Here is a 21709-nt window from a genome sequence, read left to right as displayed (position 1 = left end):
CGCTGGACGCCAACTTATAGTTGGCAGCTTACTTGAATATTTTCCAATTGCTTAAGTGCATTATTAACGCTGTTATCTTGGCGAGATGAAACTTCCTTCACATCTGACTTTTCCACCAATTCAGCAAGGGTAATACCGTTTAAAAAGTCTTCTATTCTGGTACTTAGATCAGACCATAGGGTGTGAGTTAAACACCGCATTCCGCTTTGACAGCCGCCCGTTGCACCATGGCATCGGGTTGCATCTATTGATTCATCAACGGCGTTGATCACATCACCAACCGAAATTGCATGCGTTTCTCGACCGAGTAAATAACCACCACCAGGTCCACGCACAGAGCTGACTAAACCACTTTTACGTAACCGGGCAAATAACTGCTCTAGATACGACAAAGAAATTTCTTGTCGTTCTGAAATATCAGCAAGGGGAACTGGCCCTACATTTGTATGTAGCGCAACATCCAGCATCGCTGTGACGGCATACCTGCCTTTTGATGTTAACTTCATGGAGCCCCCGCACTAAAGAGTGCAAATTTTAATTACCAGAGTAAAATAGTCAAGTATTAAATAAAGTCTAGGTTCTAGGTTCTAGGTTCTAGGTTCTAGGTTCTAGGTTCTAGGTTCTAGGTTCTAGGTTCTACAAAGTTTATATAGCTCGATTCTAGTCAAGCTATTCCTAGTGCCTATATCTTCCTAGCCCCTCAATTAACTTCAATACCCGACTGTTTTAGTCAAGTACTGTGTTCATTGTAATTACCTGAGTAATTTAGTCAAGTATTAGCGGCAAATAGTCTTATAACTTTCGCTTATTTAGTAGACTTATTTATTGAGGTTAAAATACCGCGCAAGATATTTAGCTCTGCATCTTCTGGGCGTGCACGGTTAAATAAACGACGTAGCTTAGTCATTACCATGCCCGGATGCTGCTTAATAATAAAGCCTGTTTCCAGTAAGGTTTGTTCTAAGTGTTCGTAAAATAACTCGGTTTGTTTTGAGCTTGGATACACAGCATCATCTACTGGCGTGGCTTTTGGTTGTTGATTTAAAAATGCCATACGCGTTTCGTAACATAAGGTCTGCACAGCCATTGCTAAATTAAGCGAGCTGTATTCAGGATTAGCCGGAATACACACATGGTAGTTGCACAGTTGCAGTTCTTCATTACTTAAGCCACTGTTTTCGCGGCCAAAAACTAATGCTACAGGACCAGTAACAGCTTCGGCAACTAGCTTCTCACCACATTCACGTGGTTCCACCATAGGCCACGATAAAGTACGTGAACGGGCGCTAGTACCAATAGTTAGAGCACAACCTGCAATCGCTTCAGCAACTGTGTCAACTATCACCGCATTACCTAGCACATCAGTTGCACCAGCCGCTAATGCGCTGGCGTGGCTATCAACTTCACACGCTGGATCAACTAAATACAGTTTTGATAAGCCCATGGTTTTCATCGCGCGCGCCGCTGAGCCGATGTTACCTGAATGCGAGGTGTTTACTAAAACAATGCGGATGTCATCTAAGATCATTACTGTTTAACTCATACCAAAAAATTGCGCGAATTATAACATAGAGAAAAGCTGTAAGCAGCAAAGATTCTAGGTTCTAGGTTCTAGGTTCTAGGTAATAAATATGGGGAATTTTATGTATCAACGATCAATGCTGGCTTTTGTCTTGTAATTTTTACCTTGCAACTCAACACAGTACAAAAAACACTCAAAAATTTTTGGGGTTTATTGTTTACTTTGTGTCAAAAATCGCTAGAATACGCCGGCTGAAATATATAGAAATATATACACGTTCTTTTACAACCCAAAGGTAATACCATGCATCCAATGTTAAACATTGCGGTTCGCGCTGCGCGTAACGCAGGCAAAATTTTACTTCGCGCTGGCGAAGATTTATCAAAAGTTGAAGTGCAACAAAAAGGCACTAATGATTTAGTAACGAATATTGATAAAGAAGCCGAAGCCGTAATTCGCGACACTATTTTACAATCTTACCCTACTCACTCTATTGTTGGTGAAGAGTTAGGTGAGCACGTAGGTAAAGATGCAGATTACCAATGGATTGTTGATCCTATTGATGGCACTACAAACTTCATCAAAGGCATCCCTCATTACGCGGTTTCTATCGCACTTAAAGTTAAAGGTCGTCTAGACCAAGCTGTTATCTACGATCCAATTCGTGGCGAGCTTTTCACCGCTTCTCGTGGTCAAGGCGCACAGCTAAATAGCAAACGTCTTCGTGTAAGTAAAACTACCGTTCTTTCTGGTACTGTTCTTGCCACTGGTTTCCCATTCAAAAACAAACACCATATGGATGCGTATACTGAAGCATTCAAAGCATTGTTTGTTCACACTGCTGATATTCGCCGTGCCGGTTGTTCTGCACTAGACATGGCATACGTGGCAGCTGGCCGTGTTGATGGTTTCTTTGAAATTGGTTTGAAACCATGGAACTCAGCTGCAGGTGAACTAATGGTTAAAGAAGCTGGCGGTATGGTTGTAGATTTTGCCGGTGGTAATAATTACGCTCACAGCGGTAATATTATCTGTGGCGCACCGAAATTAACACAAGCGATGATCCGTGAAATTCGCCCAGTATTAACTGAAGCGTTACTTCGCTAATAGCGAGTTATACTCAGATCGATACTAAAAGGAGCCTAGGCTCCTTTTTTAATGATTAAAATAAGGGTTCTCTAATTTGATCTCAACAGTGTTTTGCGGATCAAATGGCAAGGCCTTTAAATCATCGCCAAAATACTGGTTAAATAGCTCATCAAAACTACCGTTCTTTTGCATAATAGCTAAGCCATCGCTGAGCGTTTTTGCAAGTTCTGGCTTGTGTTTGGCCACAAAGTAATAAAAAGCACTCGGGTAGCTAATATATAAATTTGGCACAATAACCAGCGCTTGCTTATTAACTTCTTTTAACTCTGAGCTTACTTCTATGAAGGAGCGAGGAAAGTAATCAACTCGTCCGGTCAAAACGATATTAAACATCGCTTGATAATTTGCAAACGGTCGCACCGATAAATCATTATATGCCAATATTTTGGTATCGGGCCAGTCATGCCCTTGAATTGCAGTAAACCCTTTTAGTTGCTCTTTACTCTTGATATCAACAAAGCGATTAAGAAACGACTGCCTAGTTACTAAGGCTCGCTTACCAATATAATCTTTAAATAACGGCACTTTTATCGGTATTGCTAAGGTTTCTCGTTCTGGGCTGGTCATACTCCAATATAGGTCAACGCTATTATCGCCAAGGGCTATGAGCGCCCGCTGTTGGTGAGGATGTACCACGACAGATTCTAACTGGGCTGAATAATTAGCAGCATCAAGCGCACGTTGCAGTAACTCTTTTAAGTATGCATCTCGTTTATATAATGTTCGAGGTTCTTGAGCGATTGTGACCGTTTCTTTTGCTGCAGTTTTAGCACTGCATACGGTACTAACAATAAGTACCGAGAGCGAGATGAGTGAAAAGAAATACCTAGTCATAATTATTATTTTCTAGTGTTTTAGTAAAGCTACACGCTGAGCAATAAATACTCAAGAAAAACAGCCCTACTTAACGTTATTTTATATGACTTGTTTCTCAGGACTTAAACGCACAACCGCCAAAGCAGGACCACGTCGTTTACATAAAAATAGATAGCTGTGGCGATAGCGTTTTGCTTCTTTTTTAGCATCTGTTGCCAATGCAGCAATTTGATGGCTATTAGTACACTGCTCTAGATCGGGTTCAACAACGCCAATCGATAAAGTAAGTAAAGGTACAAATTGCTTTTCACCTTCACGATTAGTTGCCCAATAACCACCACTGGCAATATGCTCTGGAGTAAAGAATGCACGAGATTTCAGCTCAAACTCAGTTATTATGTTGTTACATACTGTAGCCGCATCATCACCATCAAAGACCACCATAAAATCATCGCCACCAATATGACCAACAAAACTGGGCACATTACTACAAGCTTGGGTGGTTACATCGGCCAATAATTTGATAACGCTATCACCACTGGCGTAACCATATAAATCGTTGAACTGCTTAAAGTGGTTTAAATCAATATAGGCTAATGCAAAGCTGTGTTTAGCTCTTAATCTATGCTCAATTGCTTCGTTAATTGCAACATTCCCCGGCAGCATAGTTAGTGGATTAGCATGCTGAGCATGACGAATTTTCTCTTCCGTAATATGTTTTAAAATATCCCGCAGTGGCGCGAGCCCTAAGTACTGCTCAGTGCGAGTGATCACAATATGACGGCGAATATCAAAATCATTTTCGGTAATTTGCTGACTAACAGTATCAAGTAGCTGATTTTCATCAACTACCAAGGGTTGCTTATGCATTAGTGCCGTAACCGGTTGTTTGTCATATAAAGCATGGCCATAAGGAGCCGCAAATACTTCTGTCAGTTGATCTTTGTGTAATAAGCCTATCGGCTGTAAGTTTTCGTCTACAACCGCAAGACTGATAATCGATTTATCTTTTTCAAAAATATTATGCGCATCTTTACAACGGGTATGACTGTCGATGGGGGCTTGTTCGATTGCTAGCCAACCTATCGCCATTGATTGCTCAAACTGATTGTTAAGTGGAGTAAAACTTAATTGCTGTAATTGAGCTGAGTCAAACGCTAAACTAGGCTTTAAACTTGGTCGTTCCAGCAAAAAGCCTTGCGCATTCACAATGCCTAGCCCTTCAAGTAAACTGAGTTCTTCAACCCGCTCTATGCCCTCTGCTATCACCGCTGTTTTGGTAACTTTCGCTAACTCTATAATTGATTTTAAAAATTCTTTTTTAACCACGCTTTCATCACAATGGTCAATAAAATAACGATCAATCTTCACATAGTCAGGACATAATTCTGACCATTGCTTTAATCCTGAGTAGCCTGCACCTAAATCATCGATGGCAATCGAAAAACCGAGCTGGCGATAATGAGCAATTGTTTTCAGCAATAAAAAGCCATCATCGACCTTTTCTTGTTCGGTAACTTCAATCACCACTCTATTAGCGGCCAAACCAAACTGCTTAATTAGGTGTAATGTTTCGCCTTTCGGATGGCAGGGATCAAGTAAGGTTTTAGGGCTTACATTTAAGAATAATTTGCCTTGTAGTTTTAACCTTACAAAATTTTCGATCGCTTTTGAACGGCATAACAATTCAAGCTCTGAGATTTTATCGTGCACAATTGCAGCACTAAAAAGCGTATTTGGCATCTCTAGTGCACAATTTTTAGGACCGCGACTTAATGCTTCGTAACCTAATATTTGCTGCCCAGCGATATCAAAGATGGGTTGAAACAGTGTCGTTATTTCACTATTTCGCAATATATTGTCTAATATACTTAGCTGAGCACTCACTTATCAATAACCCATTACTTCATTAAGAGGCAGTTAAAGTAGCAAGCTGGTATGACAATTTTATGGCAATTGAGTTTAAGCTATTTACTTTAATGCTTGTTCAACCTGATCAAAATGAGCAATTACCTCAATAATCTCAAGTTCCGCATATTCATAAGCTTGTTGATCAACAAATCCTAAACGAGCAATCGCTTGTACAGTCGCAGGATGAACCAATAAATCCTTACCGTGATAACATATGGGCTCGTCAAACTTAGGTAGCTTACCATCGCTATGATAACCACTTTCAATTTCTTCTAGGGGCAATGAAGGGAGTAAATCAGCAACAGTAATAAGCGCATTTAAATATTCAGCACATTGTGGATAATTAACTATCAAGTCACTGAGGATAGTCTGCGATAGCGCGACTAAATCAGCAGATTGAGTTTCTAAATTAGCCGCATCTTTTTGCACTCTAATACTGCGAAGTAAGTTGTTAGCTTGATGCTGATAATGCTCAAGTGTTGTTAATTGATAAGGTTGTACAGCAGCCTTTGATTGCTTAGGTTTAACGTTGTCATCACATCCGCTAACAATAATTAGACTACTAGCGACTACAAGTTGCTTTAACATTAGTTGGTTACATCAATACTTAATCAATAATTACTATTATAGGAAATATTTAATTTCATAAATAGCAATAATTAAAATTCGCCATGATAAAACCCCGCTTACGTATAGCCTTACACCAATGCCAACCCGCAGGCTTCCCAAAACCCTAGCACCTTTAACTTTATCCCTTTAATCTCTTCCTCTGTGAGCTCTGTGCCCTCTGTGGTGAATTAATCATTTAAACAATTTGCACCACAGAGGACACCGAGGCGCTTCGCGCAACACAGAGAAAGTAAGGTTAAGCCGAACCCTATTACCTTCCTTTACCTCTTTGTGAATGAAAAACTTAAAATATTTTTCACAAAGAGAAGACATTTGAGTCACGCGGCACAAAGCCCCGACTACGCAAATCCAAACACCAATGCCAACCCGCAGGCGGAATTACTTGACCACGGTACCTCGCGCAATTTTAAATTCACCAGTTAGACAGAGAGTTGTGAAAAACCTTTCGCGGTGGCAAGCCACTCGCCTACAAGTTAATAAGCACCAAAGTAACTTTAAACTCCCGTAGGCGTTAAGCTTGCTGACGCGCGTCTCTTAACCTCTTTACGAATGAATAACTAAAAATATTTTGCACAAAGAGAAGACATTAGAATATTTTTAATAGCGCGGTGGCAAGCCACTCGCCTACAAGTTATTAAGCACCAAAGTAACTTTAAACTCCCGTAGGCGTTAAGCTTGCTGACGCGCGTCTCTTAACCTCTTTGCGAATGAATAACTAAAAATATTTTGCACAAAGAGAAGACATTAGAATATTTTTAACAGCGCGGGGGTGGCAAGCCACTCGCCTACAAGTTATTAAGCACCAAAGTAACTCTATACTCTCGTAGGCGACACAAACACTTAAAAGCAAAAAACCGCTCAATGAGCGGTTTTTTAAACGTAAACTTAGATTTATACCTATGGCATAGCGTCTAAATCTGCGCCTTCTTTTTCGATAACTTCTGGTATTAAGTCTTCTTTACTTACGCCCATCGCAATCGCAACGGCACTAGCAACATAAATCGAAGAATAAGTACCAATAAACACACCAAATAACAGCGCTGTAGCAAAACCATGAATAGTTTGACCACCCCAAGCAAACAAGGCAATTAACACTAAAATAGTGGTAATTGAAGTTACTAGAGTACGGTTAAGTGTTTGCGTTAATGAAATATCAATTATCTCAACAGTATCGTCGATACGCACTTTGCGGAAGTTCTCACGAATACGGTCAGACACAACGATAGTATCATTAAGAGAGTAACCTATTACCGCCAGTATTGCCGCCAATATGGTTAAGTCGAACTCTAACCCTAATACTGAAAACAAACCTAAAGTAATAATTACATCGTGTAAAAGTGCCGACACTGCACCTACCGCAAAACGCCACTCAAAGCGAAATGCCACATAGATCAAGATACAAATAAGCGCAGTTAACATGGCAAGGCCACCCTGCTCTTTTAAGTCTTCACCTACGCTTGGGCCAACAAACTCAATTCGACGCATTACTACGCTATCATCGGCTTTTTTAAGTGCATCAATTACTTGGTTACCAATTACTTCGGCTTTAACATCATCACCACGTGGTGCTAAGCGAACCAAAATCTCTTGGCTTGAACCAAATAATTGTACTGATGCATCTGCAAAACCATTTTCAGCTAACACTGAACGTACTTTCTTTAAGTCTGCTGGTTGTGCAAAACCGACTTCTACCGCTGTACCGCCCGTAAAATCTAAGCCAAAGTTTAAACCTTTAACGAAGAACGATGCGAACGATGCCAAAATAAGTAGCGTTGAGATGCTCATAGCAACTTTGCGCAGCGACATAAACCCTAAAGTTCTGCCGCCTAATTTTAAAATTTGCATATCTGCTCCTTAAATTGACAGCTTATCAATGCGCTTACCACCAATACATAAGTTGATTACCGCACGGGTACCAACAATGGCTGTAAACATTGAGGTGATAATACCTATCGCAAGTGTCACTGCGAAACCAGCAATTGGGCCTGTACCCACTGCGAACAAGATAATCGCAGCAATTAAGGTGGTAATATTGGCATCAAAAATCGTACTAAAAGCACTATCATAGCCATGATGAACAGCCTGTTGCGGACTACGTCCATCGGCCAGCTCTTCGCGAATACGCTCAAATATTAGTACGTTGGCATCAACTGCCATACCTACCGTTAGTACGATACCAGCAATACCTGGCAGTGTTAGTGCAGCGCCTGGGATCAACGACATAACACCCACAATCAATACTAAGTTAGCTGCTAAGGCAATATTAGCGACTAAGCCAAAACCTTTGTAATAAACTAACATAAAGATCAGTACAAACAGGAAGCCTAAAGCAACCGCCGTCATACCTGCTTCGATATTTTCTTGACCTAAGCTTGGACCTACCGTGCGCTCTTCAACAATTTGAATTGGCGCAACAAGTGCTCCCGCACGTAGTAATAAGCTTAAGTTATGTGCTTCTGCAGGGTTATCAATGCCGGTGATGCGGAACGAACGATCAAGACGCGCTTGTATAGTTGCAACGTTGATCACTTCTTCCACCTTAATTGGTGGTAGCGCTTTACCGTTTTCGTCTGTTTTACCAGAGGGCTTATACTCTATAAATACCGTCGCCATACGCTTGCCAATAGCACGCTTAGTGAAAGCATTCATTTTCGCGCCGCCTTTGCTATCAAGGCTAATACTTACTTGCGGACGTTGGTATTCATCGGCACCCGATTGCGCACCAGTAATGTGACTACCTTCGAGAATAATGCGTTTTTTAAGTACCACTGGGTAGCCGTCACGGCTCATGATCATTTCAGTACCAGGCGGAATACGCCCTTGCGCTGCTGCCGTTGGATCGGCATTCTCGTCTACTTCACGAAACTCAAGCGTTGCTGTAGCACCCAAAATCTCTTTCGCACGCGCAGTATCTTGCACACCTGGTAGCTGCACAATAATACGCTCTGCACCTTGACGTTGTACGTTAGGCTCAGCAACACCGATTTGGTTAATACGGTTACGGATAATGGTTTCGTTTTGCTTGATAGCATAGTCACGAATTTCTTTGAGTTTTTGCTCGCTGATGGTGGCATAAAACGCGTTATCGTTAGAGCTATCATCAATGTAGTTATGTAATGGGTAGCGTGACTGTAAAAAACGCTCTGCCGCATCTTTATCTTCTGCGCTGCGCATTTCCACACGAATACGTTCAGTACCGGCTACACGACGTACCGTGCGATAGCGTAGTTTTTCTTCACGTAAATCACTTTTATAGTCTTGATCCATTTGTTCCAGCGCGTTATCAACCGCTGTCACCATATCAATTTCCATCGTAAAGTGAACACCGCCACTTAAATCCAAGCCCAATTTCATTGGGTTGCCGCCAAGGGCTTTTAACCAATGAGGTTGCGCCGGGGCCATGTTAATGGCTGAGATGTAATCGTCACTCAATGAATCACGCAATAAATCTTGCGCTTTAAGCTGCTCTTCAACATTTTTAAAGCGGACCAATACTTGGCCGTTCTCTAACTTAACTGATTTTACGGTAACGTTGTGCTCTTTGAGGGTCGCATTTACTTTGTCTACTACAGCTAGATCTGCATCAGTTCCTTTAGTACCTGAAATTTGTATGGCCGGATCACGACCATACAAATTAGGAGAGGCATATAAAAGACCTACCGCAATCACAGCTAGAACAAGTAAATACTTCCATAATGGAAACTTGTTTAACACGTGGGCGTCCTTATTATTATTATAGCGACTTCATTGTGCCTTTAGGCAATACTGCTGACACTGCTGATTTTTGTACAGTTACTTCAGCTTGATCGTTAAGTGAAATAACGATGAAATCTTTATCTTCAGAGATTTTAGCGATTTTACCCACTAAACCACCTTGAGTAAGAACTTCGTCGCCTTTTGCCATCGCATTCATCAGCGCTTTATGCTCTTTTACACGCTTAGCTTGTGGACGGTAAATCAAGAAGTAAAATACTAAGCCAAAGATAGCTAGCATGATCAACATCTCATAACCACCACCGGCTGGCGCTGCACCTGCCGCACTTGCGTGGGCGTTTGAAATAAATAAACTCATAACACTTCCTCTTTAATTTTTAAATTTAATTTGTGGTATCTGCAAGCTCTGGCACTTCTTGGCCGCGGCGTGCATAAAAATCATTTACGAATTCATCTAACTTACCGTCACCGATCGCATTACGTAAACCTTCCATAACGCGCTGATAGTAACGTAAGTTATGAATTGTGTTTAGTCGTGCACCTAAAATTTCGTTACATTTATCAAGATGATGTAGGTACGCGCGCGAATAATTCTTACAAGTATGGCAATCACACTCAGGATCAAGTGGGCCGGTATCTGTTTTGTGCACAGCATTACGAATTTTCACAATGCCACCGGTTATAAATAAATGACCATTACGCGCATTACGAGTTGGCATTACACAGTCAAACATATCGATACCGCGACGAACGGCTTCAACTAAGTCTTCAGGTTTACCTACACCCATAAGGTAACGGGGTTTGTTCTCTGGCATTTTATAAGCACAGTGATCAAGAATGTTAATCATCTCATTTTTTGGCTCACCGACCGATAAACCACCGAGTGCGTAGCCATCAAAACCAATTTCTTCAAGACCTTGTTGTGACTGAGCACGCAACTCCGGGTACATACCACCTTGGATAATACCAAATAAAGCTGATGGATTGTCACCGTGACCTTCTTTTGAACGCTTAGCCCAACGAAGTGATAACTCCATTGAATCTTTAGCTTCTTTTTCGGTGGCAGGATAAGGCGTACATTCGTCAAAAATCATTACGATGTCTGAACCTAAATCACGCTGCACTTGCATGGCTTTTTCTGGTGAAAGCATAATTTTTTCACCGTTAACAGGCGAGCTAAACAATACACCTTCTTCGGTAATTTTACGCATTGCGCCTAAGCTAAACACTTGAAAACCGCCTGAGTCGGTTAAAATTGGTTTATCCCAATTCATAAAACCATGTAATCCACCATGCTGCTTGATGATTTCAGTACCAGGGCGAAGCATTAAATGGAAGGTGTTACCTAGGCAAATATGCGCACCAGTGTCTTTGACTTCATCTGGGGTCATACCTTTGACAGTACCGTAAGTACCTACTGGCATAAATGCTGGCGTTTCGACTACGCCTCTATCAAAAATCAAGCGGCCGCGGCGGGCTTTACCGTCTGTACGGTCTAATTCAAACTTCATATCATCCTCAAATGTCAGAAAAACAGTCCAACAAGCTATAATTTAACCGCTCGATTCTACCCTTTTTGTAAAACCATTACTATTAATTGGGCTCAAAGCTGAAATTAAAAGTGCAAAAATCAAAACTAAAAAGCCCAACGCAAGGCTGGGCTTTAAGTGCTTTTATAGAAAAAACTATTTACGGGTTAAAAACATCGCATCGCCGTAGCTAAAAAAGCGGTATTTTTGTGCAATTGCAGTTTGGTATGCACTCATAATATTATCTTGCCCAGCAAATGCACTAACCAACATGATCAATGTCGATTCTGACAAGTGAAAATTAGTGACCATGGCATCAACTACATTAAATTGATAACCTGGGTAAATAAAAATATCGGTGTCACCAAAGTAACTGGCTAATTGGCCGCCATGTATCTTAGCTGCTGATTCCAGTGAACGTACCGAAGTTGTGCCTACCGCAATCACTCTGCCGCCGTTAGCTTTGGTTGCAGCGACTGCTGCAACAACATCATCAGGCACTTCAATATATTCGGAGTGCATTATATGATCATCAACCGAGTCTACGCGCACCGGCTGGAATGTGCCAGCGCCAACATGCAAGGTAACAAATGCCATGTTTACACCCTTGGCTTTTAATGCAGCCATGAGCGTATCGTCAAAATGTAGACCGGCAGTTGGCGCTGCAACCGCGCCAGGTTTTTCACCGTAAACTGTTTGATAGCGTTTGCGGTCTTCGTCAGTATCTGGACGGTCAATATAAGGCGGCAGTGGCATATGACCAATATCGTTTAAAATTTCCAGAACGTTTTGCTCACCTGTAAACTCTAGTTCAAACAATTCGCCATGACGACCCACCATAGTCGCCTGCGCTTTACCTTCGAGAATAAGTTCTGTACCTGGTTTTGGTGATTTACTGGCGCGTACATGAGCCAGCACGCGATGCTCATCAAGCACTCGCTCCACTAAGACTTCAACTTTGCCACCTGACGCTTTTTGGCCATACATACGAGCAGGGATCACTTTGGTATTGTTAAATACCAACAAGTCATTTTCATTTACTAAATCAATAATATCGCTAAATATTTTATGTTCTACAGCGCCACTTGGGCCATCTAAGGTTAATAAGCGACTGCTGGTTCGATCCTGTTTAGGAAAACGAGCAATTAATTCATCAGGTAAGTCAAAGCTAAAATCAGCCACGCGCATAGGATATATCCAGATCAAAAAAGTCGCGCCAAGTTTAACTGCATCGCGCTATTAGCTCAACCAACGGCTTTAATTAAAATACAATGGAATGTTCTCTTGTGGTTCGAGACAAATGGCATTATTCTACTCAACTTAATTAGATCTAGGTTTATAAGAGGTGTGACATAAATGGCTAAGCAGCTAACTTTGCTGATCTTAAACGCCAGTGTCGCTGAGCGTCAGGCTGTTAAGTCAACCTTAAATCGGCTCAATGTATTTACTTTCCTTGAAGTAGCCGATAGCCAACAAGCCCTCGAAATTCTTAAATCTCAAGCGGTCGATGTCATTATTACCGGTCTTAATGTTGGTAAAATAGATGGTTGGCGATTTTCTCGGATGATCCGTTCAGGGTTATTAAAAACCCCAAAAAACACACCAATTGTGCTTACTCCGCCTATCTATTGTGAGCGAATAGCCGAAACGACAGCACGCAGTTATGGCATAGATGCGGTATTACCATTTGAACGCCAAGATATGCTGCCACAGGTACTGGCAAATGTATTATCAACGCATTTAGAAAAAAGCAGTCGCTTAGATTTGTTGCTGCTCGAAACCGACAGTAGTAAAGCCGCCGAAATAACGCAACAACTACAGCTAAACTTTGCCTGCACCCATGTTTCTAGTAATAAGCAAGCATTATCAATCTATTTGCAGCAAAAGTTTGCCATTGTGTTACTTGATGCAACCGCAGCACACGCAGGAGCTGCCAGTCAATTAGTTGAAGAGATTTTACAACACAACCCAAAACAAGCCATTGTAACCATTATAGACACGAAAGATGCCGATCATGCTGAACAACTATTGCTTTCAGGGGTTACTGATTTTATTCGTGCACCGTATGAACAAACCTTGTTAAGTAAAGTATGCGACCATGCTGCGCGCCGTGAAGATTTTATGGTCAGTTATGCAGAGTTTGCACAAAAAGTAGAACAACTAAGTCAAAGTCAAAGCCGCTATAAGGAGCTATTTTCAGCCCATCAGCGGATACTATTACATCTTAATACTGTGGTGCTTGAATTTGATGAACAAGGCCGCATTCGTTTTATCAACCCTGCGTGGGAAGCACTCAGTGGGTTTGGCATAAAACAAACCTTGAGCAAAGCACTCTCTGACTTTTGTATCAATGATTGCAAAGATAAACTACTGCAAACAATTAGCAGTATTTTGCATGGCGGTGCCTTGCAACAGCAGGTTGAAGTGCAAATTATTCATAAAGATGGTCAAGCTATTTGGGTTGAGTGCCGCTTACAACTAATCAAAAACAGCAGTAATGCTGCCACGATCACCGCCACAATAGATAATATTCATGAGCGCAAACAAGCTGAATTACAGCTGCGCCATTTAGCGCTACATGACACCTTAACCGGCTTACATAACCGCTATTATTTTGATCAACAACTCAATCGAATTTGCCAGCCGCAACGCACTAATGGCGACATAGAGCACGCTTTAATTTATATTGACCTCGATCATTTTAAAATAATTAATGACAGTAAAGGCCATCAACAAGGCGATATAGTTCTTAAAGAAGTTGCGCAACTATTTAACGCCAATATCAGTGATGAACACTTAGTGTGTCGCATTGGTGGTGATGAATTTGCGGTGATCTTAAATAATATGAATCTGCTTGATGCACACTTAATCGCAGAAAGCATCTGTATGGCGATTGAAGGTCATCAGTTTAAATCTGAAGAACAAGTTTATTCAATTAGCTGCTCAATTGGCTTAACGCAAATAACAGCAGCGAATCATGATCCGAGTGAATGCTTAAAACAAGCTGATATTGCCTTGTACGTTGCTAAAAGCTTAGGCCGTAATTTGGTTCATTGTTACTCTAAAGAAGATGCCAGCCATAACACCTTGCAAGCTGGATTAGAGTGGGGACACAGTATTCGCCAAGCATTGCAACAAAACCAAATTGAATTGCATTACCAGCCGATTTGGGACTTTAAACATGGTGGTGTAGCTTATTTTGAAGCACTGTTACGCTTAAAACTAGACGGTGAACTGGTTTATCCAAACCAATTTATTCCGTCACTTGAATTATTGAACGACACTTACTTAATGGATCAATGTGTGATCAGCAATGCAATTTCTGCCATTGCCGCTAACCCTGAGCTAAATCAAGTTGCAATAAACCTATCTGCGCAATCGTTTTTAGATGAACGCCTATTACCGCATATCGAATCGACCCTTGAAAAGTGCGATATCAGCCCTACCCGGGTTATTTTTGAGATCACCGAGTCCGCCAGTATCAATAATTTAACTGCCACTCGTGCGATGATCGAAAAGCTCAATCGCCTGGGCTGTCATTTCTCAATTGATGACTTTGGCACTGGCTTTAGTACCTTTAATTATCTTAAGCAACTGCCAGCTCAACACGTAAAAATAGACGGTTCGTTTGTTCGCGATATGCTCAATGATCCAATCGACTTGGCGTTAGTTAAAGCAATAAACGATATTAGTCGCTCGCTCAATAAGCGTTCAGTTGCTGAATATGTTGAAAATGAAGAGATCTTTTTAGCACTAAAAGAAATAGGTGTTGATTATGGCCAAGGCTACTTTATTTCACGCCCAGTGCCCGTAGAAAAAATCAAACATCAGTTACAAAAAATTTATCAAAACAAAACTTTTTACGAACAACCACCTAGCTAAAATAGCGAACTTTTCATACAAATCTACGCATTTTTTTACTTCCATCTTGTGATAACTCATCTATACTTTGCTCATCGGGCGATAAATGTCTTGTGATTATGATGATAATCAAAATTTCACATGACATCGCTAAATCGTAGCAACATGCCACTTACAAACTAACATGTTGTTATTAGTATCATTGTCAATTTATGGAGTGAATTATGATGCAATTAATAGTGTTACTATTAGCGGTAAACTTAGGGATAACTTACCAATGCTATCGATATGCCAGTATCAAAGGTTACCCGGTTGTAACTTTTACCTGCTTAGGTTTGATCCCCTACTTTAACTTAGTGGTGTGGGTTTATTTGTTATTTTTACCAGATATTACGCCATTCAATAAACAGTTTGAATATGAAGGGCATAACGAAAAGCAGCCTTTATAATACGGCTGCTTGTTGGTCAGGGATAAGTTATTAATTGAGCTCAGTTAATATCAGCTCGGCTAATTAAAATTGGTAGCTAATAGCTTTTTTAGTCAGTTCGCTGGCTTTGATATCGCCGGCGACACACTTTTTAATATCTGATTTATTAAATACTTTTATTAAACTCGTATTTTTATCGCCGAGCCCTTTGAGAACAAAACTCACATGCTCGTCGTTTGGTAAACTACGTAAACCACTACCGTAATCACATAACGTAAGACTGATACTTGTACTTACTTGCTCCAGTAACTGTTGTTGCTCTGCGGCTTGTTGTTGCTCACGCTCGGCTTGCTTTGCATTGATATTTTGGCGTAGCTGTTGCTGCTGTTTAGTGAGTGTAGTTTGTTGTTTTTCCAGCTTCGCGATATCTTTTTCTAACGCTTTTTTGCGTTGTTCAAGCTGTTTTTCTTCGGCGCTATTATCATGGCGGCTGGCAAACTCTAAATCGCGCTTTTCACGCTCTAAATCCCGCAACTTTCGGCCCACATCACGCTCTTGCTCTGCAATTTCGCGCACTTGTTCTGCGCCTTCACGCATTAGTTCCATCGCTTGTTGATAAGCTTCTCGTGATGATTCAACAACATCTTCGGTAATAAACTCTACTTGATCACTGATAATTTCAATATCCATATTAGCAAAATCAATTTCAGGCAGTGGTGGTAACGGCGCATTAGGTGCGTTACTAAAAATAGTCTGCCAGCGGCTAGAGCCTCTTACGTCCAGCTCAAATACCACTCCCTGCTTAACAAAATAGTTGGCTTGAATCGCACGGATCCTTTTATTGGTATCTTGCTTTAACGCGCTGCTTAAAATGTTTTCCATTATTGCTACTTCACGCTGTATTGATGCCAACTCCGCTGGGGCTTGCGCAGATACATTAGCACTTAAACACCCAAGTATGGCCATTATGGCGCTGCTGATAAGTTTTTTATTCATGCTCTATACTCCTAATTTTTCGCAATCGCGGCTGTTGGCTGCTCTTGTACTTGTTCGGCTAAATCATTTAATTGCATCCGTAGATACGCTTGATCTTGAGCTCGCTGGGTTTTGATGTAAGTAATTAAACTGGCAATATCTTCTTGGCGTTCAACTCGTCCTGTTGCAATGGCCTCTTTTGCTAATTGATACATCTGCTGTTGCTGCAATTGATTTTGCGCAGTAATAATTTTTTGCATTTGGTCAATTTGCTTTTGTTGAGACTGCAATAAATGTGTTTGTTTCGTTACTTGTGCAAGTAACCCCTGCGCATCTGATTGCGGTAAAACTAAAAAGATTAACGAACAAACCAATACTGATGCTGCAACAGCCCACGCTCCAGCGACGCTAAACACACGCACAGCAGAGAACTGCGATATTGTTGATTGGCGATCCCAGATTGGTACAGGTACAGCCTTATAGTCACGGCTATGCTGTTGCCATACTTGCGCTTGGCTCATCAACGCTGCATATTCGGGATCGTTTTCGAGCTGCTGCAATTGTTTATCGCTCAAAACTTTACCATCTAACCATTGCTCAAAAAGCGACTCTAAACTAGCCATCTACGGCCTCCAAATGAACTTTTAATTTTCCTAATGCACTGTATAACCGCGACTTAGCAGTATTAGTTGAAATATCTAATTGCTCAGCAATCTCTTCAAAGGTGCAATGCTGGAAAAATTTCAACTCCACCACTAAACGCTGCTCCCACGGTAACTTATTCAACATACTTTTTAATTGCTGATGCTGGGCCTGAGCTACACTATTGACTTCTAATTCACTGTGTTCACAGGCCTGTTCTGGCACATCATCTAAGCTCTGATAATGCTTGCGACGGCGGTAGTATTCAACGCTACGCCGATGCACAATTTGAAATACCCAAGTATTAAAACTCGACTCACCACGAAAGTTCGGCAGACTTTTATACACCGAAATAAAAACCTCTTGCATTAAGTCCATGGCATCATCTGGGTTACTTAGCATCCGCAAACAATAGTTATAAACTTGGCTTTCATGCTGCTTAACCAGCTTAAGCCAGGCGCGCTTATTTCCTTGTTGTGCTTTGGCGATTAATGTTTCTATTGATTGAAAAAACACGATTCTCGATGCTTAGTTATTTTACTTATGAGGTTAGTCGATAGAGTGAAGCAGATAGTTTGGAAAAGATAAAAATAAATGAAAATAAATAAAAAAGCTCACCTAAATGAGCTATTCATCCGCCATTAAACGGCATTGTTGCTTTAAAAAGCTTTCTAGCATTTGGCTAAATAAACGAAAATCTCGAATACGACCGGTTGTTTTGCGCCACAGAATGCCAATATCCCGGTAAGCGTCACTTTGTGAAGGAGTGGCAAGCATATTTTTGTTCGCTAAAATACCCGCGTTAATCGCCATTTGCGGTAAGAAAGTCACACCGAACTGGTGCTCAACCATGCTAAGTAAGGTGTGTAAGCTCGCCGCTTCAAACGGATTGATACAGCTTGAACGATTTAAATGACAAGCACTTAATGCGTGCCCTGTCATACAATGTTCTCGCTCTAATAAGAACACGCTGGCTTCCGGTAACAAGTTAAAATCTTCTATATTCTTAGCAGGTAAATAGTCTTTATGATGTACTAAGCAAAAGTGATCTTGCGCGAGTACTTGAGTATGAAATTTATCAGTATCGTAAGGTAGTGCCAATAGCGCCATATCGATATGGCCATGCTCGAGTTTATCTAACAAGCTATCACTGGTGTCTTCAACCAGTACCAACTCTAAATCAGCAAACTGTTGCTGACAAAGGTGATATAGAGGTGCCGCAATAAAACTAGCAATCGTTGGAATAACTCCGAGGGTGAGCGTACCGCTTAGCGGTGTTAAATGGCTTTTAGTCAGCTCTCTAACACTTAGCGTATCGTCAATAATTTTGCGTGCCCGCTCTACCACTTCTTCGCCGATGGCTGTGAACATCAAACTACGATTTTCACGCTCTATGAGTTGGCAACCGAGTGTTTCTTCAAGGGTTTGAATTGCACTGCTGAGTGTTGATTGACCAATAAAACACGCACTTGCAGCGCGGCCAAAATGCTGATGCTGATGAACTGCCAATAAATACTGCAGCTGTTTAATACTTGGTAAGTTCGTCATACTTTTTGTACCCACAAATAAAAAGACCCCAACACCAAGGGCGTTGAGATCTTTTCAAGCTAAAAGTCTGTAATACTTAAAGACTGCTGGATTTAAACTCCAAAGGCAGTTCTCAGTATGTAGAAAATAACAATAGCAAGGGCAGCGCCAACTGGCAATGTAATTACCCAAGAAACTACAATGTTTCTGATCACACCCATATTAAGTGCAGCAATTCCACGTGCCATACCTACCCCTAATACCGCGCCAACTAAGGTTTGTGTAGTAGAAATTGGCAAGCCTGTTCCCGATGCAATTACAACTGTAGAAGCAGCAGCTAATTCAGCAGCAAAACCACGACTTGGTGTTAAATGCGTAATGCCTTCACCAATCGTTTTAATTACTTTTTTGCCTAAAATTGCAAGGCCTGCAACAATACCGAAACCACCTAGTGGTAAAATCCACCATGCGATTGTCGCTTGCTTAGCTATCTCACCGTTATTTTCAACAATGTTTACAACTGCAGCCAACGGACCAATAGCGTTAGCCACGTCATTAGAACCATGAGCAAATGCCATACAACATGCGGTTAATACCATTAAGATAGCAAACACTTTCTCAACGTTATTAAATTGCATTTTCTTATCGGCTTTTGGATCAATCTTTAACCGAGAAATAACGATTTTACCAATAATACCAACAATAACAGCAATACCGATTGCTAATGCATAACCTTCAACAGCACCTAAATTAATACCAATGTGCTTTAAACCTTTCTTGATGGTTACTAAAGACATGATAAAACCGGCTAAACCCATGTAAATAGGCACATAGCGTTTGGCATTATTAAGTGGCGCATCGGTGTCAAAAATTAACTTTTGCGCACTCATAAATATTAAGTAGGCAATAAACCCTGAAATCGCCGGGGTAACAATCCAACTCCCCACAATACCTGCAACTTTGTCCCATTGAATCGCTTCGCTGCCAACTGCAACTAAGGCAAATCCGATGATAGCACCAATAATTGAATGCGTGGTTGATACCGGCCAACCTAAGAATGAAGCTATTAGCAACCAACTACCCGCTGCAAATAATGCCGAGATCATCCCTAATACCATAAGTTCTGGCAGGTCTAAAAACGGCGTAGAATCGATAATGCCTTTACGAATTGTCGATGTTACTTCGCCGCCAGCTAAGTAGGCGCCTGCAAATTCAAAAATCATCGCTATAAAAATAGCTTGTTTAATAGTTAATGCTTTTGAACCTACCGATGTGCCCATCGCATTAGCAACGTCATTCGCGCCAATACCATAAGCCATAAAAAAACCGACTGCTGCGGCAATTAAAATTAATACCGTGCCATAAGATGCAATGATATCCATTGTGTAACCCTAATCTTTCGTTATTGAACTGAGTGTAAATTACCGAGCTAACATCAGCTCAAGACGCGAACCAACGCGTTCTGCGATATCCGCAAGCTCGCCGACCCATTCGATGATTTTATATAAAAACATTACATCTACAGGATTGAGTTCATCTTCGACGTCACGTAATTGGCGACGTATTATGATTTGCATATCATCCGTGTCTTGTTCAATTGCATCCAATTCAACGAGCATTTTTTCTACTAAGGTCACTTCACGACCTTTAAAACCAGTTTCTAGTAACTCATCCAACTCATTGATTGCGTTTGATGCTTGTTTAGTTGCATCAACACAGCGAGTTACATAGGCTAAAAAGTTAACTTGAATTTCTTTTGGAATGGTCATCTCACGACCAATTACACGACCAGCAATGTCTTTTGCTTTATTAGCAATTTTATCTTGCTGGGTGACGAGTTCGAGCAGATCTGTACGCTCTACCGGCATAAATAAACCGCGCGGTAACTGTAAACGTATATTTCTTTTCATGTCGTCGGCTTCACGTTCTAAAGTACGAATGTTCAAGCGAATCTCTTCTGCTTGTTGCCACTCTTCTTTAAATACATGATTGAAAAAAGGGATCAAAGCTTTACTTGCTTGATGTACCTTCTTGATGTGATCTTCCATTGGCTTTATAGGAGATTTTGCGAATACCCCTAAAAATGCGTTTGTAGGCATAACTGACCCTTAAATCAAATTAGTATGCTTTGCGGCGTGAATTTTACAGCATTCACCGCGATTGTGAATGCTTTTATTACATCACAGCTGCCGCTACAGCATTATAATTATAACGAAAACATGAAAAGCGACCATTGGCCGCTTTAATAAAACAAGACGGTATCAAAAAATCTATAACGATTTTTCTATATCCTCTTGAGATGTATGACGAATATCTTTGCCATTAACAAAGTAAATAATGTATTCAGAGATATTTTGACAACGGTCGCCAATACGTTCCAATGAACGTACTGACCAAACTAAATCCATAATTTTTGGAATTGAACGTGGGTCTTCCATCATATAGGTCATAATTTGACGAGTAATTGCTTCATACTCACGGTCAACCTTGGCATCTTCTTTGTGCACTTCAAATGCTTTTTGTACATCCATACGTGCAAAAGCATCTAATACATCATGCAGCATTTTTGAAACTTGGCGACCCATATTTTCGATGTTAACTAATAAATCTTGCTGATCTTTAGTAAATGAATCTAACGCAACTTTAGCAATACGCTCAGCCTCATCGCCAATACGCTCTAAATCGGCAATGGTTTTAGCAATCGCGACCACTAAGCGTAAATCACTTGCAGCTGGCTGACGACGAGCAATGATACGGGTACATTCCTCATCAATATTTACTTCCATGGCGTTTACTTTATAGTCGTTTTCACGCACTTTACGCGCTAACTCAGCATCGCCATTACTTACCGCATCAAGCGCGCTATTAAGTTGCTGCTCAACTAAACCACCCATGCTTAATACATGATTACGAACGTTTTCTAGCTCTTGGTTAAAGCGGCCAGAAATATGCTTATTAATATTGTGTTCCATTGTTTACCTTCTTATCAAAATCGCTAACGTCAC

General features: G+C 41.0%; 20 protein-coding genes. 3 read left to right on the top strand and 17 right to left on the bottom strand.

The window, feature by feature from the left end; translation table 11 throughout:
• Nucleotides 1-14: 14 nt before the first annotated feature.
• On the bottom strand, nt 15-506 hold the full coding sequence (gene iscR, locus PSR9079_RS04130) for a Fe-S cluster assembly transcriptional regulator IscR (RefSeq protein WP_145236527.1): 492 nt from the start codon (nt 504-506) through the stop codon (nt 15-17).
• Nucleotides 507-805: 299 nt separating this feature from the next.
• Nucleotides 806-1528, bottom strand: a complete 723-nt coding sequence (trmJ, locus tag PSR9079_RS04125; RefSeq protein WP_145236524.1) for a tRNA (cytosine(32)/uridine(32)-2'-O)-methyltransferase TrmJ — start codon at nt 1526-1528, stop codon at nt 806-808.
• Between the two features lie 297 nt (nt 1529-1825).
• On the opposite strand from trmJ, the gene suhB reads away from it, so the two are divergent.
• Nucleotides 1826-2629, top strand: a complete 804-nt coding sequence (gene suhB / locus PSR9079_RS04120) for an inositol-1-monophosphatase (RefSeq protein ID WP_145236520.1) — start codon at nt 1826-1828, stop codon at nt 2627-2629.
• Between the two features lie 48 nt (nt 2630-2677).
• Here suhB and PSR9079_RS04115 read toward each other — a convergent pair whose 3' ends face one another.
• The 8 genes from PSR9079_RS04115 to queA form a co-directional block, all read right to left on the bottom strand.
• Nucleotides 2678-3505 (bottom strand): substrate-binding periplasmic protein, encoded by an 828-nt coding sequence (locus tag PSR9079_RS04115; RefSeq protein WP_149980537.1) that lies wholly within the window; start codon nt 3503-3505, stop codon nt 2678-2680.
• Between the two features lie 81 nt (nt 3506-3586).
• Complete coding sequence (locus PSR9079_RS04110) at nt 3587-5374, bottom strand: GGDEF domain-containing protein (protein ID WP_149980536.1); 1788 nt, start codon at nt 5372-5374, stop codon at nt 3587-3589.
• An 84-nt stretch (nt 5375-5458) separates the two neighbouring features.
• Nucleotides 5459-5986 (bottom strand): hypothetical protein, encoded by a 528-nt coding sequence (locus tag PSR9079_RS04105; RefSeq protein ID WP_149980535.1) that lies wholly within the window; start codon nt 5984-5986, stop codon nt 5459-5461.
• A gap of 939 nt (nt 5987-6925) precedes the next feature.
• A complete protein-coding gene (gene secF, locus PSR9079_RS04100) occupies nt 6926-7873 on the bottom strand; it encodes a protein translocase subunit SecF (RefSeq protein ID WP_149980534.1) in 948 nt (315 codons plus the stop codon).
• 9 nt (nt 7874-7882) lie between these two features.
• Nucleotides 7883-9742, bottom strand: a complete 1860-nt coding sequence (gene secD / locus PSR9079_RS04095) for a protein translocase subunit SecD (RefSeq protein ID WP_149980533.1) — start codon at nt 9740-9742, stop codon at nt 7883-7885.
• A 19-nt stretch (nt 9743-9761) separates the two neighbouring features.
• A complete protein-coding gene (gene yajC, locus PSR9079_RS04090; protein WP_016709184.1) occupies nt 9762-10100 on the bottom strand; it encodes a preprotein translocase subunit YajC in 339 nt (112 codons plus the stop codon).
• A 25-nt stretch (nt 10101-10125) separates the two neighbouring features.
• Nucleotides 10126-11253 (bottom strand): tRNA guanosine(34) transglycosylase Tgt, encoded by a 1128-nt coding sequence (tgt, locus tag PSR9079_RS04085; protein ID WP_145238250.1) that lies wholly within the window; start codon nt 11251-11253, stop codon nt 10126-10128.
• Between the two features lie 174 nt (nt 11254-11427).
• Nucleotides 11428-12459, bottom strand: coding sequence for a tRNA preQ1(34) S-adenosylmethionine ribosyltransferase-isomerase QueA (gene queA, locus PSR9079_RS04080; protein ID WP_149980679.1), 1032 nt, complete (start codon nt 12457-12459; stop codon nt 11428-11430).
• 168 nt (nt 12460-12627) lie between these two features.
• Here queA and PSR9079_RS04075 point away from each other — a divergent pair, with 168 nt between their 5' ends.
• Entirely contained in the window at nt 12628-15153 is a 2526-nt protein-coding gene (locus tag PSR9079_RS04075) for an EAL domain-containing protein (protein WP_149980532.1), read from the top strand.
• A gap of 203 nt (nt 15154-15356) precedes the next feature.
• On the top strand, nt 15357-15581 hold the full coding sequence (locus PSR9079_RS04070) for a hypothetical protein (RefSeq protein ID WP_145238241.1): 225 nt from the start codon (nt 15357-15359) through the stop codon (nt 15579-15581).
• Nucleotides 15582-15644: 63 nt separating this feature from the next.
• Here the strand turns inward: PSR9079_RS04070 and PSR9079_RS04065 are convergent, their stop codons facing one another.
• The 7 genes from PSR9079_RS04065 to phoU all read right to left on the bottom strand — a co-directional run bounded on the left by PSR9079_RS04065 (nt 15645) and on the right by phoU (nt 21676).
• Entirely contained in the window at nt 15645-16556 is a 912-nt protein-coding gene (locus PSR9079_RS04065; protein ID WP_149980531.1) for a hypothetical protein, read from the bottom strand.
• Nucleotides 16557-16567: 11 nt separating this feature from the next.
• Complete coding sequence (locus PSR9079_RS04060; protein ID WP_149980530.1) at nt 16568-17158, bottom strand: hypothetical protein; 591 nt, start codon at nt 17156-17158, stop codon at nt 16568-16570.
• Nucleotides 17151-17693: an RNA polymerase sigma factor gene (locus tag PSR9079_RS04055; RefSeq protein WP_149980529.1), complete on the bottom strand. Its 543-nt coding sequence runs from the start codon at nt 17691-17693 to the stop codon at nt 17151-17153. The genes PSR9079_RS04060 and PSR9079_RS04055 overlap by 8 nt, the downstream gene beginning before the upstream one ends.
• 111 nt (nt 17694-17804) lie before the next feature.
• Complete coding sequence (locus PSR9079_RS04050) at nt 17805-18725, bottom strand: hydrogen peroxide-inducible genes activator (protein WP_149980528.1); 921 nt, start codon at nt 18723-18725, stop codon at nt 17805-17807.
• A 92-nt stretch (nt 18726-18817) separates the two neighbouring features.
• Nucleotides 18818-20086 (bottom strand): inorganic phosphate transporter, encoded by a 1269-nt coding sequence (locus PSR9079_RS04045; RefSeq protein ID WP_145238225.1) that lies wholly within the window; start codon nt 20084-20086, stop codon nt 18818-18820.
• Nucleotides 20087-20125: 39 nt separating this feature from the next.
• Nucleotides 20126-20803, bottom strand: a complete 678-nt coding sequence (locus PSR9079_RS04040; protein WP_145238222.1) for a TIGR00153 family protein — start codon at nt 20801-20803, stop codon at nt 20126-20128.
• 171 nt (nt 20804-20974) lie between these two features.
• Complete coding sequence (gene phoU / locus PSR9079_RS04035; RefSeq protein WP_064668157.1) at nt 20975-21676, bottom strand: phosphate signaling complex protein PhoU; 702 nt, start codon at nt 21674-21676, stop codon at nt 20975-20977.
• Nucleotides 21677-21709 lie beyond the last annotated feature (33 nt).

This window comes from Pseudoalteromonas rhizosphaerae (assembly GCF_902498845.1).
Classification (GTDB): domain Bacteria; phylum Pseudomonadota; class Gammaproteobacteria; order Enterobacterales; family Alteromonadaceae; genus Pseudoalteromonas; species Pseudoalteromonas rhizosphaerae.
The sequence above is the reverse complement of the archived record's forward strand: the minus strand, read 5'-3'. Positions and strand labels throughout refer to the sequence as shown.

Bases quoted from the DNA above. Each gene is read 5' to 3' on its own strand.
- trmJ (WP_145236524.1), bottom strand. From the start codon at position 1,528: ATGATCTTAGATGACATCCGCATTGTTTTAGTAAACACCTCGCATTCA.
- phoU (WP_064668157.1), bottom strand. From the start codon at position 21,676: ATGGAACACAATATTAATAAGCATATTTCTGGCCGCTTTAACCAAGAG.
- PSR9079_RS04050 (WP_149980528.1), bottom strand. From the start codon at position 18,725: ATGACGAACTTACCAAGTATTAAACAGCTGCAGTATTTATTGGCAGTT.
- PSR9079_RS04070 (WP_145238241.1), top strand. From the start codon at position 15,357: ATGATGCAATTAATAGTGTTACTATTAGCGGTAAACTTAGGGATAACT.
- PSR9079_RS04065 (WP_149980531.1), bottom strand. From the start codon at position 16,556: ATGAATAAAAAACTTATCAGCAGCGCCATAATGGCCATACTTGGGTGT.
- PSR9079_RS04115 (WP_149980537.1), bottom strand. From the start codon at position 3,505: ATGACTAGGTATTTCTTTTCACTCATCTCGCTCTCGGTACTTATTGTT.
- PSR9079_RS04060 (WP_149980530.1), bottom strand. From the start codon at position 17,158: ATGGCTAGTTTAGAGTCGCTTTTTGAGCAATGGTTAGATGGTAAAGTT.
- secF (WP_149980534.1), bottom strand. From the start codon at position 7,873: ATGCAAATTTTAAAATTAGGCGGCAGAACTTTAGGGTTTATGTCGCTG.
- PSR9079_RS04045 (WP_145238225.1), bottom strand. From the start codon at position 20,086: ATGGATATCATTGCATCTTATGGCACGGTATTAATTTTAATTGCCGCA.
- yajC (WP_016709184.1), bottom strand. From the start codon at position 10,100: ATGAGTTTATTTATTTCAAACGCCCACGCAAGTGCGGCAGGTGCAGCG.
- iscR (WP_145236527.1), bottom strand. From the start codon at position 506: ATGAAGTTAACATCAAAAGGCAGGTATGCCGTCACAGCGATGCTGGAT.
- PSR9079_RS04105 (WP_149980535.1), bottom strand. From the start codon at position 5,986: ATGTTAAAGCAACTTGTAGTCGCTAGTAGTCTAATTATTGTTAGCGGA.
- suhB (WP_145236520.1), top strand. From the start codon at position 1,826: ATGCATCCAATGTTAAACATTGCGGTTCGCGCTGCGCGTAACGCAGGC.
- PSR9079_RS04075 (WP_149980532.1), top strand. From the start codon at position 12,628: ATGGCTAAGCAGCTAACTTTGCTGATCTTAAACGCCAGTGTCGCTGAG.
- queA (WP_149980679.1), bottom strand. From the start codon at position 12,459: ATGCGCGTGGCTGATTTTAGCTTTGACTTACCTGATGAATTAATTGCT.
- tgt (WP_145238250.1), bottom strand. From the start codon at position 11,253: ATGAAGTTTGAATTAGACCGTACAGACGGTAAAGCCCGCCGCGGCCGC.
- PSR9079_RS04040 (WP_145238222.1), bottom strand. From the start codon at position 20,803: ATGCCTACAAACGCATTTTTAGGGGTATTCGCAAAATCTCCTATAAAG.